The sequence below is a fragment of the Nocardia sp. NPDC051052 genome (assembly GCF_044456045.1).
In the GTDB taxonomy this organism is placed as follows: Bacteria; Actinomycetota; Actinomycetes; order Mycobacteriales; family Mycobacteriaceae; genus Nocardia.
Window position 1 is genome coordinate 857,541 of sequence record NZ_JBITFL010000001.1, and the last position, 16,048, is coordinate 873,588.

14 protein-coding genes are annotated in these 16,048 nt (G+C 63.8%); 8 read left to right on the top strand and 6 right to left on the bottom strand.

Annotated elements, in window-relative coordinates:
- The first annotated feature begins 27 nt into the window (after positions 1-27).
- Positions 28-543: a TM2 domain-containing protein gene (locus tag ACIBCN_RS03855; protein WP_396989926.1), complete on the top strand. Its 516-nt coding sequence runs from the start codon at positions 28-30 to the stop codon at positions 541-543.
- Positions 544-653: 110 nt separating this feature from the next.
- Here ACIBCN_RS03855 and ACIBCN_RS03860 read toward each other — a convergent pair whose 3' ends face one another.
- Positions 654-992 (bottom strand): hypothetical protein, encoded by a 339-nt coding sequence (locus ACIBCN_RS03860; RefSeq protein WP_396989927.1) that lies wholly within the window; start codon positions 990-992, stop codon positions 654-656.
- Between the two features lie 45 nt (positions 993-1,037).
- The gene (locus ACIBCN_RS03865) at positions 1,038-1,604 is read right to left on the bottom strand and encodes a hypothetical protein (protein WP_396989928.1); all 567 of its coding nucleotides are present in this window, start codon (positions 1,602-1,604) and stop codon (positions 1,038-1,040) included.
- 788 nt (positions 1,605-2,392) lie between these two features.
- Here ACIBCN_RS03865 and ACIBCN_RS03870 point away from each other — a divergent pair.
- From ACIBCN_RS03870 to ACIBCN_RS03890, 5 genes are all read left to right on the top strand, one after another.
- The gene (locus ACIBCN_RS03870) at positions 2,393-3,121 is read left to right on the top strand and encodes an amino acid ABC transporter substrate-binding protein (protein WP_396990186.1); all 729 of its coding nucleotides are present in this window, start codon (positions 2,393-2,395) and stop codon (positions 3,119-3,121) included.
- 12 nt (positions 3,122-3,133) lie between these two features.
- The gene (locus ACIBCN_RS03875; protein ID WP_396989929.1) at positions 3,134-3,802 is read left to right on the top strand and encodes an amino acid ABC transporter permease; all 669 of its coding nucleotides are present in this window, start codon (positions 3,134-3,136) and stop codon (positions 3,800-3,802) included.
- A gap of 74 nt (positions 3,803-3,876) precedes the next feature.
- On the top strand, positions 3,877-5,421 hold the full coding sequence (locus ACIBCN_RS03880) for a hypothetical protein (protein WP_396989930.1): 1,545 nt from the start codon (positions 3,877-3,879) through the stop codon (positions 5,419-5,421).
- Between the two features lie 224 nt (positions 5,422-5,645).
- Entirely contained in the window at positions 5,646-7,064 is a 1,419-nt protein-coding gene (gene pyk / locus ACIBCN_RS03885; protein ID WP_396989931.1) for a pyruvate kinase, read from the top strand.
- A gap of 95 nt (positions 7,065-7,159) precedes the next feature.
- On the top strand, positions 7,160-7,993 hold the full coding sequence (locus tag ACIBCN_RS03890; protein ID WP_396990187.1) for an acyl-CoA thioesterase: 834 nt from the start codon (positions 7,160-7,162) through the stop codon (positions 7,991-7,993).
- A 70-nt stretch (positions 7,994-8,063) separates the two neighbouring features.
- On the opposite strand, the gene ACIBCN_RS03895 is transcribed toward ACIBCN_RS03890, so the two are convergent.
- From ACIBCN_RS03895 to ACIBCN_RS03905, 3 genes are all read right to left on the bottom strand, one after another.
- Positions 8,064-8,483 (bottom strand): hypothetical protein, encoded by a 420-nt coding sequence (locus tag ACIBCN_RS03895; RefSeq protein WP_396989932.1) that lies wholly within the window; start codon positions 8,481-8,483, stop codon positions 8,064-8,066.
- A gap of 134 nt (positions 8,484-8,617) precedes the next feature.
- Positions 8,618-9,238, bottom strand: coding sequence for a low molecular weight phosphatase family protein (locus tag ACIBCN_RS03900; RefSeq protein ID WP_396989933.1), 621 nt, complete (start codon positions 9,236-9,238; stop codon positions 8,618-8,620).
- 251 nt (positions 9,239-9,489) lie between these two features.
- Positions 9,490-10,002: a monooxygenase family protein gene (locus ACIBCN_RS03905; protein WP_396989934.1), complete on the bottom strand. Its 513-nt coding sequence runs from the start codon at positions 10,000-10,002 to the stop codon at positions 9,490-9,492.
- Positions 10,003-10,890: 888 nt separating this feature from the next.
- Between ACIBCN_RS03905 and ACIBCN_RS03910 the strand changes: the two genes are divergently transcribed.
- Together ACIBCN_RS03910 and ACIBCN_RS03915 are read left to right on the top strand one after the other, a co-directional pair.
- Positions 10,891-11,595 (top strand): helix-turn-helix domain-containing protein, encoded by a 705-nt coding sequence (locus ACIBCN_RS03910; protein ID WP_396989935.1) that lies wholly within the window; start codon positions 10,891-10,893, stop codon positions 11,593-11,595.
- Between the two features lie 2,352 nt (positions 11,596-13,947).
- Positions 13,948-14,892 (top strand): alcohol dehydrogenase catalytic domain-containing protein, encoded by a 945-nt coding sequence (locus ACIBCN_RS03915; RefSeq protein WP_396989936.1) that lies wholly within the window; start codon positions 13,948-13,950, stop codon positions 14,890-14,892.
- Between the two features lie 345 nt (positions 14,893-15,237).
- On the opposite strand, the gene ACIBCN_RS03920 is transcribed toward ACIBCN_RS03915, so the two are convergent.
- The gene (locus ACIBCN_RS03920) at positions 15,238-15,858 is read right to left on the bottom strand and encodes a class I SAM-dependent methyltransferase (RefSeq protein WP_396989937.1); all 621 of its coding nucleotides are present in this window, start codon (positions 15,856-15,858) and stop codon (positions 15,238-15,240) included.
- Positions 15,859-16,048: the final 190 nt, after the last annotated feature.

Consider the following 16,048-nt stretch of genomic DNA (forward strand, 5'->3'; position numbering starts at 1 on the left):
CGCCCAGCACGAATGAGGAGGACATTGGTGACCGACCCCTACCAGCAGAACAACCCAGGATTCGGCGGCCCGCAGTACGGTCCGCCCGGCACGGGGCCGGATCTGAACAAGCCGCAGGACACCGCGGCCATGCCGCAGCAGTTCGACTCGCAGCCGTACGCCCAGCAGCCCCCCGACCCGTACGCGCAGCCGCAGTACGGCCAGCCCAACCCGTACGGCCAGCAGCCGGGCGGCTACCCGCCGCCCGGTGGATACGGCCCGCAGGGCTACAACCCGAACGATCCGGAAGCCCCCTGGGGCCGCGACCAGTTCGGTGCGCCGTTCTCCGACAAGCAGAAGCTCGTGGCGGGCCTGCTCCAGATATTCCTCGGCAGTTTCGGCGTCGGCCGCTTCTACACAGGCCACACCGGGCTCGGTATCGCCCAGTTGGTCGTCAGCGCCGTAACCTGCTTCACCCTCGGCTGGATCTGGGGCGTCATCGACGGCATCCTGATGCTGACCGGCAAGGTGCCCGACAGCGACGGTCGCCCGCTGCGCGACTGATGGTGTAGCCGATCGATCAAAGATGCGACAACACATGACCGGCCCCGCTTGATGGCAAGCGGGGCCGACGTTCTATCTAGCCCTTTGGGGCCGGAGACGTCATGGAGTTACTATCCGCCGCAGCGGTCAGCCATTCCGCTTGCAATGCCAAATGCGACAAAGCAAGGGATTACTTTGGCCGGTAAAGGGTATACAAGGCAGGCGCCCGCCGCCGCCGAGGCGATTGCTTTTGGGACCCCGTTCTCTTCCAGGCAACGCACGGCATCTTCTACGCTCCCCTTTTTGACCGGATTGGTGGGAATCCCGAAGGTGGACGCATATACCCGAGTGATCTGATGATTGATCTGATTTTCGCTGGGGTACATTTCTGCATTGGCCGTTGGCGTGAAGATCATGGCAGCAGCTGCAACCGGGATGGTTATCGAAATGGCTTTGCGAATTATGCTCATTTGTTTCTATCTTTCTGTGTGCTTTGTTGCTTGGACTGGGGAAGATTAGAGTTTGGAGATTGCGCGGCCTTGGCAGTAAGCGGCAGTAGCTTCGCCAACGCCACCGGCAATGAGGCAAGCGGCCAGACCGGGGCCTACAGCAACTCTGCAAGTCAGCATTACTGCGGTAATCAGCCACGCGGGAATGCCGGCGCTTGAAAGGCACGAATTCAGTTCGCTGATCGCGTCGCCGATGCCGCGCTTGATCGCTCGGTCCGCAGCCGCGGCGAAGTCCTGGTCGAGTACGACTCGATCCTTCGACCACGTCGTAACGTGTCCTGAGTCGGGCGTGTACTCAGTAACATGAACCTCGCTATAGTCGGTGACCTCGTTGTCGCGGTTCACCACGAGCTGGAGGTTGCTGAACGGCGTGCCGCCCGTCGCCACTCGGACGGTGACGCGAAGTTCACCCCTGGCTGCGGTCTGCGTCATATGAGGGAAGTCGAGAGCCGCGAGGTCGGCATTGACCTTGACCGAGCCGGATTCGATCGCATCGGTGATTGTTTGCATCGCGGCTGCCGAGGTCGGTGGAGCGGCCGCGAATGCTGGTGCGGTGGTGCTTACGCCGGCCAAGGTGGTAAGTATGATTGCGCTGGTCGCTACGGACCTACTGATAATCATTGAGAAACCCAATCGCTAGGTTGGTACGTGACTGTCTGTGCGTATGCGCAGATCTCGGGTCGGGGAGTGACAGCTCCCCGGCTCGAGCTTCATAGTTGGTGCATATCTCTAACTGGTCAGCTGAGCTCCTTCCGTGGCATGGCGATATAGCCTCATGAGCGCGGCGTGTGCATCACGGGCTCTACCGATGTCGACTCATGTTTTCTAACTATGAGCTTTCCGCGGTTTATAAGGCCGCTGCGCGCGGTACGCTTTCCGTGGATCCTCCCCGTATACACCCGTCCCGGCTTTGTCTGTCACTGGTGATTGACGCACGGATCTCGGATCGGTTCCGTCCCTTTCAGATTCTTTGACAGTGTCAGCTGCTTGACCTGGCACCCCTGCCACCGCGACGTAAGGCAGCGCCGGGTGAACTCTGTGATATCGAGTGACCTCATGGTGGATGTGGCAGTGGGCAGGGGCGACTGGACCGCGGTCGGAAGGTGACGGCATCGCTGATCAGGCGGTGCCCGTTCGCCCTTTCCCGGCAGGTACGGGCAGGTCAAAGCCCCGAGAAATAGGGGCAGGCCCTCGCGACTTGTCCTCGAATTCGGCGAGTGCAACCCTTTCGCGCACCATGATCGATATAGGGTCCTTCGGATAAGTCCCGGCGTAGCATGAGCCGGATTTGCGTGTTGTGCGTGGGATGTCCGCGTACCGAAGAGAGGGAACCCGTGCGTCGCAAGCTGTTCGCCGCCGCCATGCTCGCCATCGTCGCCGCCACCGGGCTCACCGCCTGTGGTAGCAGCAGCGATCCGAACGTGTTGAAGGTCGGCACCGAAGGCACCTACTCCCCGTTCAGCTTCCAGGGTTCCGACGGAAAGATCACCGGCTACGACATCGAGGTGATCCAGGCGGTCGGCGACAAGCTCGGCAAGAAGGTCGAATTCGTGCAGACCCCGTGGGACGCCATCTTCGCCGGGCTCGAGTCCAAGCGCTTCGACCTGGTCGCCAACCAGGTGACGAGCAACGACGAGCGCAAGAACAAGTACTCCCTGTCCGCCCCGTACACCACCTCCGACGGCGTGATCGTCACCCGCGCCGACAACAACGCCATCACCACCCTCGCCGACCTGAAGGGCAAGACCTGCGCTCAGTCCGCCACCAGCAACTGGGGCAAGGTCGCCACCGCCGCAGGCGCGAAGGTCGAGGCGGTGGAAGGCTTCGTGCAGGCCATCCAGCTGCTGAAGAACGGCCGCGTCGACGCCACCGTCAACGACACCCTCGCCGTCGCCGAATACACCAAGAAGACCGGCGACACCGGCGTGAAGGTCTCCGGCAAGACCGGCGAGACCAGCAAGCAGGCCTTCGCCACCCGCAAGGACGACGCGCTGATCAAGGACGTGGACAAGGCGCTCACCGAGCTGCGCGCCGACGGCACGCTGGCCAAGATCTCGGACAAATACTTCGGCACCGACGTCAGCAAGTAGCCGACGCCCTCCATGGACCCCGCTACCAGGGAACTGATCTGGCACAACCTGTGGCCGATGCTGCAGGCCACCCTCAAACAGACGCTGCCGCTCACCGCGGTCAGCTTCGTCATCGGCTTGGCGATCGCGGTGTTCGTCGCGCTGGCCAGGATGTCGCCGGTGTGGCCGCTGTCGGCGGCCGCCCGGTTCTATATCTCGATCATCCGGGGCACGCCGCTGCTGGTGCAGCTGTTCATCGTGTTCTACGCGCTGCCGCAATTCGGCCTCGTGATCGATCCGTTCCCGGCGGCGGTGATCGCGTTCAGCCTCAATGTCGGCGGTTACGCGGCCGAGATCGTGCGCGCGTCGATCCTCAGCGTCGCGAAGGGGCAGTGGGAGGCCTCGCAGGCGGTCGGCCTGACGTATCCGCAGATGATGCGGCTGATCATCCTGCCGCAGGCCTCCCGCATCGCGGTGCCGCCCTTGTCCAACACGTTGATCTCGTTGGTGAAGGACACGTCGCTGGCCTCGACGATCCTGGTGACCGAACTGCTGCGCGTCGCCCAGCTGGCCGCCGCGCCGACCTTCGATTTCTTCGCGCTGTACGGCGTCGCGGCGGTCTACTACTGGATCATCTGCCTGATCCTCGGCTTCGGCCAAACCAGGTTGGAGACGCGCCTGGCGCGGCACGTGGCAACCTGACGCGCCCCTCGTTTTCCTGTCTTGGCGGCTCGGCGACCCGGGGCTAAGTTGTCCGGGATCGGAAGGAGTCGGCGGTGGACGGCTGGTATGTGCTCGAAGCCAGTGCGCCGCATCGCTGCCGAATTCCGGTTCCGGACAACGCGCTACCCGCGTCCGTTGCCGCCGGTGCCGCGTTGGGCGCCGATTACTTTCGCGCGTGGTTCAGTTACTGCGCGTCGTTCGGTCAGTGGTTCCTCCGGCTCTGGTGGACGGCGCGTCCGCCGGAACGTCTGTGGGAGGCCGATCGGGTCGCAGGCCGTGGCAATTGCCTGCTCGCGGTGGGGCCGCTGAACGAAGTGGTCATCGAGTCGCGGCACACCGTCGATGGTCTCCCGCATCGATATCGCATTGCCCGTCGCAGCGCGCACGACTCGTCGCCGCGCACCGTGCGGTTCGGCCTCGGTCGCGCGGTGACGGCCCGCGCCGACGAGGTGTTCGACCTCGCCGCGGCCGCCGAGTTGTTCGGCGCCTACTACCGCACCGGCACCGTACCGAGTGCGGAATACACACTGCGGGAACTGGATTCACCCGATGTGCTGGACGATCTCGGTGCGCAGACGCACGTGCTGACCGTCGAGTACGACTATCTCCGGCCGGTGCTCGCCACCGTCGCCGACGGCGAGTTCGCCCAGGTGCTGCAGGAATGCGAAGCCGGCGCGGGTTTCGCCGTGCTCGGACTGTCGGCGTTGCCGTCGGGGCAGACGTTGGCCGAACTCGGCGAGAAGGATGCCACCGGAACCGAGGAGTTCGTGCAGGCCGCCGGATCGGGTGGCCGCTACCTGGTCGAATGGCGGATGTGGGACGGCGATGACTACCGCATGTTCGTCGTCGGTCATCACGCGACGTCGCCGCTGCAGAGTCTGAAAGAGTCGATGCGGCAGCTCGATGAGCTGGGGGACGAGCTCCGGGCGCTGCGGGAGTCGATGGACCGGCCGCTGAATCCGATCAGCATCCCGGCGGGCGAGTGGGCAAGGCCGACGGATTTCCCGGAGATCAAGACCGCCGAGATCGTCTATTCCGACCCGGCGATGGCACCGCCTCACCCAGTTGCCGAGTTGGAGTCCACGGCTGTGCCTCTTCCGGTGACCGAAGTGGCCGAGGCCGCGTACTCGGAGTCCACCACTGCGCCTCTCCCGGTGACCGAAGCGGCTGAGGTCAGGTACTCGGAGCCCGCCACCGCGCGCTTCCCGGCCATTGATGTTGTCGAGATGGCGTACTCGGAGTCCGCGACTGCACCCCTCCCGATCGTCGAAGCGGCCCAGATCGCGTACTCGGATTCGTCGACGGCTGCCGACGACTCGGCGAACGGCGCCACGCGACAATCCGGTCCGATCGACGAACCGCTCGCGCCTGTCATCGAGCTCCGCGCTCCCGTCCCCGAGATCGCGGATGCCCCACCCCGCAGCGCCCCGCGACCGACTGACGACATCCTGATCGCCTTCGACGGCCATGTCCAACACGTCTACCCGAACGAGGTCTTCACCCCGGCCGAAGTCGACCTCCTCCTCGTCCACTACACCCGCACCGGCACCATCCCCGAACTCGGCTTCAGCTACCGCGAAATCACCTTCGATCCGTGACGTGGCAACCCGGCGCCGACACGTCGATTTCACCCGATTCGGCCCCATGAATTTCTACCAGCGAGTAACATTTTCTAGCCATGTTTCAAATATGTAGCCGTGGCCTGGGGTGTTGCGCCATCCGTAACAGTTGTAGGTTTCACCAAGTCGCGAACGTTTTTTTCACTCAGCTTTCACCTGGGGCACAGGCAGCTCTGGGTACCGGTCGGGACTAGGCTCTACCCGTGATGCGACGGACGAAGATTGTGTGCACGCTCGGCCCGGCTACTGCCTCCGAGGACCGTATCCGCGAACTCGTCGAGAGCGGCATGGACGTGGCTCGACTGAACTTCAGTCACGGCGAACACGCGGATCACGCAGAGAATTACAAGAAGGTACGGGCGGCCTCCGATCACCTCGGCAGAGCGGTCGGCATTCTCGCCGACCTCCAGGGACCGAAGATCAGGCTCGGCCGATTCATCGAGGGCAAGACCGTCTGGGCGACGGGTGAAGAGGTCAGGATCACCGTCGACGAGGTCGACGGAACCCACGACCGTGTTTCGACCACATACAAGGAACTCGCGCAGGACGCGAAGGCGGGCGACCGACTGCTCGTCGACGACGGCAAGGTCGGGCTCACCGTCACCCGGGTAGACGGCAACGACGTCGTCTGCCGGGTGACCGAGGGTGGACCGGTCTCCAACAACAAGGGTGTTTCGCTGCCGGGCATGGATGTCTCGGTGCCCGCGATGTCCGAAAAGGACATCGAGGACCTGGAATTCGCGCTGCAGCTCGGCGTCGATTTCATCGCGCTTTCGTTCGTGCGGTCCCCCGCCGATGTCGAGCTGGTGCACGACATCATGGACAAGGTCGGCCGTCGGGTGCCGGTGATCGCCAAGCTGGAGAAGCCGGAGGCGATCGACAACCTCGAAGCCATCGTGCTCGCTTTCGACGCGGTCATGGTGGCCCGCGGCGACCTCGGGGTCGAGCTGCCGCTGGAGCAGGTGCCGCTCGTGCAGAAGCGGGCCATCCAGATGGCGCGCGAGAACGCCAAGCCGGTGATCGTGGCGACCCAGATGCTGGAGTCGATGATCGAGAACTCGCGCCCCACCAGGGCCGAGGCCTCCGACGTCGCCAATGCGGTGCTCGACGGTGCCGACGCGGTGATGCTCTCCGGCGAGACCTCGGTCGGCGCGTGGCCGATCGAGACGGTGCGCACCATGGCGCGCATCGTGCACGCGGTGGAGACCGAATCGACCAGGGTGCCCCCGCTCACCCACGTGCCGCGCACCAAGCGCGGCGTCATCTCCTACGCCGCCCGCGACATCGGCGAGCGGCTCAACGCGAAGGCGCTGGTGGCGTTCACCCAGTCCGGTGACACCGTGCGCAGGCTGGCCCGGCTGCACACTCCGCTGCCGCTGCTGGCGTTCACCCCGCTGCCGGAGGTGCGCAGCCAGCTCGCGCTGACCTGGGGTACGGAGACGTTCATCGTGCCGATGGTGGACACCACCGACGCTATGATCCACCAGGTCGATGTAGCACTGCTGTCCATGGAGCGATACCAAAAGGGTGACCTCGTGGTAATCGTGGCCGGCTCCCCGCCGGGTACGGTCGGTTCCACCAACCTGATCCACGTGCATCGCATCGGTGAGGAGGATCATTAATTGTGAACAGTTCTCTTGGAGGGTCGGTCGTCGATTCGTCGGCGGCCGGGAAGTCTGATCTGGACGTTTTGCTCGGTCTGCTCGATCTGGAGCAGATGGACGAGGACGTGTTCGTCGGGCAGCATCCGGAGAAGGTGTGGAGCCGCACATTCGGCGGCCAGCTCGTCGCGCAGGCGATCATCGCGGCGGGCCGCACGGTCGGTGACCGTCCGGTGCACGCGATCAACGCGCATTTCGTGCGCGGCGGCGATACCAAGAAGCCGATCGAGTACCGGGTCGACCGGCACCGCGACGGCCGGGCGTTCGCCAACCGCACCGTCACCGCCCTCCAGGACGATCAAGAGCTGTTCGTGATGCTCGCCGCGTTCCAGGATTGGAACAAGGGGCTCGAGCACGGGCACCCACTGCCCGACGTGCCCGACCCGGACACGTTGCCGCGCATCGAGGAGAGCTTCGTCGGCTTGGAAGACAAGCTGGAGATGTTCATCAAGGCGCCGCACCCGATCGACCTGCGCTACACCAATGATCCGGCCTGGATCATGAAGGCGACGGGGGAGCGGCTCAACCACAATCGGGTGTGGATGCGCACCGACGGGCGGCTGCCCGACGATCCGCTGCTTCATGTTGCGACGCTGGGTTATTCGTCCGACACCACGGTGCTGGATTCGATCATCACCACGCACGGGCTTTCCTGGGGACTCGACCGGATCGTGGCGGCGACGGTGAACCATTCGATCTGGTTCCATCGGCCGTTCCGGTTCGACGAGTGGGCGCTCTACGCCACCGAATCCCCGGTGGCGTCGGGCTCGCGTGGCCTGGCCACCGGTCGTTTCTTCTCCCGCGAGGGCGATCTGCTGGCCACCACCGTGCAGGAGGGGCTGATTCGGCACTTCCCGGCGCGGGGCAAGTCGGCCGCGCGCGAGGTGTAGTTTCCGCTGAACTTCGCCGCATCCGCTTCCCGATCCGCTGGGAAGCCGGTGCGGCGCAGTCGTTTCCGGGTCAGATCCGCTCGCGTTCGATATCGAGGTCCACGTCGGATCGCTGCCTGGCGCGGATCGAGAACGGAATGTTCTGGCCCGGCTCGGTGCGCGCGGCACCGTAGATCCCGTGCAGCAGTTGCTGTTCCAGCCCAGCCATGTCGGTGTCGGTGAGTTCGGCGGGCGCGCCGACCAGGCTGAGCGCGATCTCGTAGGTGCCGCGCTCGCCCGGCTCGATGCCGGGATGCTCCATCCGCCACTGGGTTTCGAGCGTCACGTGGGTCGGATCGTCGGCGTCCACCGGCAGCGTGAACCGCCACGCGAACACCTCGCGGTCCTGCAGGTGGTCGTCCACCACCTCGCGCACGGTCTGGACGACTCGTTCGAGGGTTTCCGGTGTCACATACACATGGAGCGAAACATCCGAAATGCGTTTCGGCATGTCTATTCCTGTCGTGTGTCGAACCAGCAACGATGGAAGTTGGTGTCCGCGGGAGTGTAATACGTCCGGCGGGGAAATGGACATAGCAGCTCTGCATTGCTGTGTCGGAACGTTGAAATTGCTGGTTCGGAAGACTACCTGATGCGGTGCGCCGCCAGGAAGGACGCCAGCGGCGGGGCTGCCTCGCCGGGCTCGATGACCAGGCCGGGGCGCTCGTCCGCGATAGGCCTGCGCTGTTCGTGCGGTGCCAGCGCGAGCAGCAGCGGCGCCAACGCTTCGGCGATCCGGTCGCCCACCTCGCAGTATGCCTGCTCGGACAGCCCGACCGGGTCGATGATGTTCTCCCGGCCCACGATGGACAGGTCGTTGCGGGAGCGGTGCAGTTCGGCGATGGAGCGGGCGCCGGTGACGTGCGCGATCCGGTGCGCTTCGAGCAGGGTGAAGGTGCGTGCGGCGACGCCGAAACCCATCTCGCTCACCGTGTCGCGGATCTGCTGGGTCATGGTCAGCACCAGATCGGCGTTGTCCACCATCTCGTCCTTGAGGCGCCTTGCCTTGAAACCGCCGGCGTCCCCGCCGAGGCCCTCGATGGCTTGCGCCGCCAGCGGTTCGGCCGGAAAGCCGACCAGCGCACGGGTTCCCGCGCTCTCCGCGGTGAGGTTCGGCAGGGCGTGTTCGACCGCGAGCGCGCGGGTGAGGCGCTCGGCGATTACCGAACGGCAAACATTGCCGTTGCAGACGAACAGGACGTGCATAGGAATACGGTAAACGTTGGATAACGCCGCCGATGTCTGAAAACCACCAAAACACCCGGTCCGGGCCAATATTCATCTACAGGTCAAGTGCCGTACACGAATAGCGGCGCACATGAGGTGTGCGTCGCATTGATAAATGATCATGTTCGACTGTGTCCCTGTGCACTTACCCCACGCCGGGGTCATCGAAACACACCGTTGTAATTGCGTCGTGATACGCCAGCGTAGCCAGTAATCGTTCGATTGGGTAACTACTCGAGTTCGCTACTGTAGTAAGTCTTTTCGTCCACCACCGGGGCGACCTTCGACTGCTGGTCGTGCACTCGTCCCCTGGTGGAGAACATCCGCCCGCGCGCGGCGACCACCGGCGCGAACCGCGTCATCCCCGTCGAGGTGTCCATGTCGTCGTACATCGCGTCGATGCCGCCCCGCAGGAAGTACGCCTCATGCCAGAACCCCGTGCCGCCCGCGTCCTGCAGAAACTTCTGCCACCAATCCCGGTGCGGCGCCGACCGCGTCCACTGTTCCAGACTGTCCAGGTCCCGCCAGTACTGCCGCGCCCCCCAGTGCGGCGGAAACAGCGACCAGATCACGTCCTCGTGCGACAGCAACCCATCCGGCCGATCCTGGTGCGAGCTATACAGTTTCGGCCCGAGCCCCAGCAACCGCAGCATGCCGCGCGGCTTGCGCACCCGCATCCCGAGATAGATGACAACAAGATCCGGATACTCATCCAGATCCACCGTGGTCCTGTTCACCCGCACCGCAACCTCCGCTGATTTGGGCGTCCCTGTGCCCACCCTACGCGTGAATACGAGCCGGACACCCAAACAGTTCGATGCTTCGGCCATTGGCGCGCCCGTCCATCGGACACCGTGACCGCGCGAGGAGGCGGGAGGAATGTCCGCGTATGTCACCGGGTCTGACTGGAACCGCAGCTTGGGTGTGGCCGTCGAACTTGTCATGGTGAATGCGATGGGTGGATGGGGTCTGGAGTCGGAGCCGTATTTCGGCCCAGATGGTGAGACGGCGTCGGTGTGGCTGCGGGACTGGTGGAACGGTCGAGCCGTGGCTGAGGCGCGGCCGACGTCGCCTGGTCGGTGTCGATGCGTGCGCGGCGGAGCGGATGGAGTTCCAGGCCGCGCGGGCCGCCGCCTCGGCGTCGAGTGTCCGCAGCGTGGCGGCCGTCGGTCTTGACCTGCGCAGCGAAGTTCAGCAATAGGTTGCGGCGGGAGGCTGCCGAGCCGAGCGGCATCGAGTTGACCGCACCGTCCTGGGACTTGACCGCTCCGTTTGGGCGGCATGCGAGCGGTGTGTCGTCAACGGGGTTTCAGTGCCGAACGTTACGATAACGGGTTTTCCGCAGACCTGTCCAAGATTGTGTTCGCGCCCTACACTGCGAAGTCAATTTCGGGCCCGATTCGCCCGACTCACCGAGGTGGCTTCTTGCGGAGTCCGGAGGAGATGCGGGTCCTACAGTGCCCGGGACGTCCGCCAGTGTCAGAGATCAAGGCAAGGTCCGGGTGCCGGCTCTATGCGATCAAGCACGAAGAAGATTGGGCGGCTACGCACGGGGCAAAGAAACCGTCCGATCGACAAGTTTGCAAACAAGTAGATCGTGCGCGCGAGATATTTGAGGGGGCGCAACGGATATGACAACTTGGTTTAGACGTACAACGGAGTCCGACGCTCTGTTTGCTGAGGAGCGTCTGGTCTCGGCTGCGACTGAGCTGGTGCACGAGGCTTTGTACGCCACCGGTAAGCACCAGAAGCAACTGGCGGATCTGCTGAAGGTGCGGCCAACTGAGGTCAGCAACAGGCTGAGCGGACGCCGGAATCTAACCCTGCGCAGTTTGGCTCGGATGATGCACGTGCTCGGCTTCGATGTCGAACTTCGCGCTATCAAGTACGAAAAGGGTAGTGCGAGCACGGCGCAGCGTGAGGCTCGCATCGGCGAGCGGGTGCGCAAGGAAGTGGTACGTGCCGAGCCGGATGTCGTACGAATTTGGCAGGCTATCTTTCTTGCCCAGTTGCACGGCGACATCCTCGGTGACGAGCGTGAGGTGGCAAAGCACATCAGCGAGGTGTCTTCGGTCCTCGAGACACTCGATCGGGTACTGGCCGCAAGCGTAGATCGCGAGACGGACGATGTTGTAAGACTCAAGCTGCGCGTATCGGCGCACGATTTACTGGACGCGGGGAAGGTGAGTACCAGTGCGGTCCGGGCAGTGATTCATACGGCTGGTGGAAACACACCCGGCTGGGAAAAGTCGGTGGAGGACATCGTTTCGAAGTTGAGTGTAGAGGTAGCCGAGGTTATGACGGACACCCCCGACCAGACTGCCTGCACAGCGTAAAACTGTTCAGCACGGGTAATTCTTCATTGCCAGCCAGATGCTGCGACTGCAGGTGTGGTTGGGCCGCTCTGGTCGGTGGAGCCCGCAGCGGATTCGCTCTGAGCGCGGACGGATGTCGAGTTCCGTAATGTCCCGAGCGGCACGCGCAGATCAAGAACTGACGAGACCGCACCCCCATGATTCGGACGCCCGGGTTACCTCAAGGCTCGCAGGGTAAAGGACTACTCGAAGAAGCCCGCGGGCTCGGCTAGGGCAAGAGCGGGATATGCATGCCGCGCACTGGTTCTCGTCGCGCGCACGAAATTGCTGGCAATTTCGTGCGCGGCGGAATGTGAAGTGCGCGGGATGGTGCATTCAGCGCGGTTCCCGGGGATCCGGGCGCGGTTATCTGCTTGATGGCCGACCGATAGCGCATCCTGGGCGGGGGCGGAATACGGCAACCGAACGCAGCAGCGGCCTGCCTGCGGATCGGGCCGTAGATGGCGCGGTAAATCGTTTTGGAACGTGCGATATTTCGTTCTGACATTTGGGATTGGCCGTTTTGGAACGTCCGATGGGACTTTGGGTTGAGTTTCTGAAATCAATTGTGTTCCAACGGTTTCGGTCGGTGGCCTGACAGTATTGGCACCTCACTCCGAGGGGCGATGGACTTAGTCCAGACATCGCCCCCCGGAGGGGGTGGTGGGGAATGGCGAAACATTGCCGGGCAAAGGGCAAAGCCCCGGTCGACTATGGCCTCCCGCTTGCAACAGCTGCCGTGGTCGCCTGGGCGCTCGTGCTAGTCCGCTGGTTGAGGGGCTAAGAGACCCATCAGGTGGGGCGTCGTCACAAGCGGCGTCCCACCGCCCAGCATCACTTACGTGACGAGTTGATGATACTTGGCTTCGAACGAGAAGGGTCGGATTCAAGAAAAACGAGTCGCCACGAATCAAACGATGCTCCTAGCCTGCGAAATGCTAAGCGGCGCAAGCAACCCGCCCGGGCCTTTGATCGACGGTGCCCCACCCGTGTACGCAACCACGACAAGGGGGGCCGCAGAGGCATGTCAGCGGAGTGAGTTGTAAATGGCGCGTTAGGTCGTTTTGGAACGCGCAGTATTTCGTTCGTGCATTCGGGATAGGCCGTTTTGGAACGTTCCTATTGGACATGGTTGAGTTTCCGAAATCAATTGTGTTCCAACAGTTTCGGTCGGTGGCCTGACGTAAGGTATTGGCACCTCCCGCCGAGGGGCGATGGACATTGTCCAGACATCGCGCCCAGGAGGGAGGTGGTGGGGAATGGCGAAACATCGCCGAGCAAAGAGCAAAGCCCCGGTCGACTACGGCATCATGCTGACATTTGCTGCCGTGGTCGCCGGGGCGCTCGTGCTAGTCCGCTGGTTGAGGGGCTAGATGAACCCATCAGGTGGGGCGTCGTCGGAAGCGGCGTCCCACCGCCCAGCATCACTCACGTGACATCTCGATATTACTCGATGCCGAACGAGAAGGCGCGATTCGAAGCAAAACAAGTCGCCACGGAATCGAGCAACGATCCGAGACCACGAGATGCTAAGCGGCGCAAGCAACCCCGTCCACTTCACTCGGACGCCGTACACGAAAGGGTGTGCACCCCCTGCGTCAACCGCACACCTCCTATAAAGATGTGCGCCTTCCGGATGGGCGATCACTTTGACATGCCGCACTGAGCCGCACGGAATCGTCGTCGGTGCCCGAACAACGACGAGACGCGCGCGCGATCGACGGTGACCCACCCACGCACGCAACCACGCCAAGGGGGTTCGGGGGGCGAAGCCCCGCCGAGCGGGGCCCGGGGGTCGCACCCCCGGTGTAATGACGAGACGACCCCTGTTCGCGCGTTCCGCGAACAGGGGTTGCCTGTCGTCGAGTGCCGAGTGTGGGACTCGAACCCACACGTCCTTCCGGACAACGGTTTTTGAGATTGTCGTTCTCGACGTTTGCAGGAATTGGTAGCTGCTGGACCCGCGCTCGGGACCACCGCCAGTCACCCCGTTCGCGGCCGTTCGATTCGTGATCGGCTGCGGAGGTAGGTCGGGGACGGCTGATGTCGTGGCCACATTTACTCGGATATGCCCGAAGCGACCAAGAGTGTCGTGGAGTGGCGGTTGTGAACGCGAGCGCGGTTACCGACGTGCCGACGTGCCCGCCTGCCGTAGCTTGCCGCGGTGGCTCAATCTATCTGGTAAGCGCGAAATGGGGGTCGCGGAGCAGATTCACCCCGTCCGGCGCTAAGCGCGCGGCGCATCGAGCGGTTTTGACCCACAGGTGATTTCATCTCGCCGCCGACGGCTGAGACTAACGGAATACCGCGCCGGGGCGGCAGGTTCACTCGGGCATGAAAGCGATCGGTATCTACAACTTCGGCGGTCCAGAAGCGCTACAGGTCCTGGACTTGCCCGAACCGCAGGCGGGTCCCGGCGAGGTCCGTATCCGCGTGCACGCGGCCGGTGTCAACCCCACCGATGTCATGCTGCGTACGGGCGGCCACGCCGTCCGGATGCCCGGCCGCCGACCCCCGTTCGTGCCAGGTATGGACGCCGCGGGTGTGATCGACCAGCTCGGGCCGGAGACCGACGGCAGGCTCGCCATCGGCCAGCGCGTGATCGCGATGGTGCTGTTCATCAGCCAGCACGGGGGTGCCTACGCCGAGCAGGTGGTGGTGCCCGCCGCGTCGGTGGTGCCGGCCCCGGCGGGAGCCGACTTCCCCGCAGCGGCCACCCTGCTCATGAACGCCCTGACCGCACGCCTCGCCCTGGACGCGCTCGCCCTGCCGCGCGGCGCAACCGTCGCTGTGACCGGTGCGGCCGGGGCCGTCGGCGGATACGCGGTCGAGCTGGCCAAGGCCGACGGGCTGACCGTTATCGCCGACGCCGCCGCGCACGACATCGATCTGGTGCGCGGCTTCGGCGCCGACCAGGTGGTCGAGCGCGGTACCGATGTCGCCGACCGGATCCGCGCGCTGGCACCCGACGGAGTCCCAGGCCTGGTTGATGGCTCGATCCAGACCACCGAGACAGTGCCTGCGATCGCCGACGGCGGGGCACTGGCCCAACTCCGGGGCTGGGCAGGTCCGGCCGAGCGCGGCATCCGGGTGCACCCGGTGATGGCGCCAGACGGCATCACCGATACCAAGGCGCTGGATACGCTGCGCCGCCAGGCCGAGGACGGCACGCTGACGCTGCGGGTCGCCGAGGTGCTGCCCGCCGATGAGGCGGCGCGGGCGCATCGGATGCTGGAGACGGGCGGTTTGCGTGGCCGATTGGTGCTCGACTTGTCCTGACAGCACCGCCGCGAGATCGATCCCGACCAGAAGACTGAGCCAAGACCGGATAAGCGAGCCACGGAACCAGATCGATTGATCCTGGACCAGATTCATTGAGTCAGGACAACAGCGGCGGGTGCGCCAAAATCCCGATTGAATAGCTGTCCGCCGATAAGACCTGCTTATCGGCGGTTGGCTGAACGGTGTGTTCCGCCCTTGTCGAGCGTCTGGCAATGCAGCTGTCCTGTCTCAGTAGATCTGGTCAGGACTCGGCGGGATGAGCTGGGTTTTGGCCAGATTCACTGAGACGGCAGGTTGCTCGGAATTTAATTGAATCTGGTCACTATGGAATCAGCTGTGCCGCTAGGGTTTCGCTGCCCAGAAGAGGGTGTGTCCACTGCTTCCTTCGGGGATGAATTCCTCGCGTCGGATCGCGAGTCCGGCCTGTGTAAGCCAGGCTCGGTAGGTGAGGGCGTCAGTATGGCTCCACCACATGGTGTGACCGGTTCCGAGCCAGTTGTCGTCGATGCCTGTCCAGGCGTGGTGACCGGTGGTGGCGACGAACACGCCTTGTGGCCGCAGCCATCCGGCGATCTTGGCAAGCAATGGAAACTGTTGATCTAGGGGTATGTGGATCAGTGCGTAGAGACAGACGATCGCGTCGAACGAGTCCGGTCCGAAGTCGATCGCTGTGGCGTCCGCGCGGACGAATTCGGCGTCTGGGACGAGTTGACGTGCTCTGGCGATCTGGATGTCGCTGATATCGACGCCGACCACCCGTCGCCCCGTTGCCGCGAGCATGCGGGCGACCGGGATGCCGGACCCGCAGCCGAGGTCGAGCACCCTTGCAGCTGACGGGATGTGTTCGTCGAGTTCGGCCAACCAGGCCTGGTATTTGGTCTGACCGCCGAAGGCTTTGTCATAGTGCTCGGAGAGAGCGTTGTAGCCGTGTCGAACGAGGTCTTTGGGATCGTCAGTGCTCATCTGCGGCATCCTGACATCACCGGTCGTGTGCGACCCAATGATTTTCATGTGGTGAAGTCGGCTAGATGTAATCGGCTGACCAGATTGGCTGAGACTTGGCCAGGTTCACCGAGACAGGACAGCAGCTGAGTGAGCTGCTGGCGCGAGACAGGTAGGCATGTCGGATCAACGCGCTAGGTGGGAAACGGTG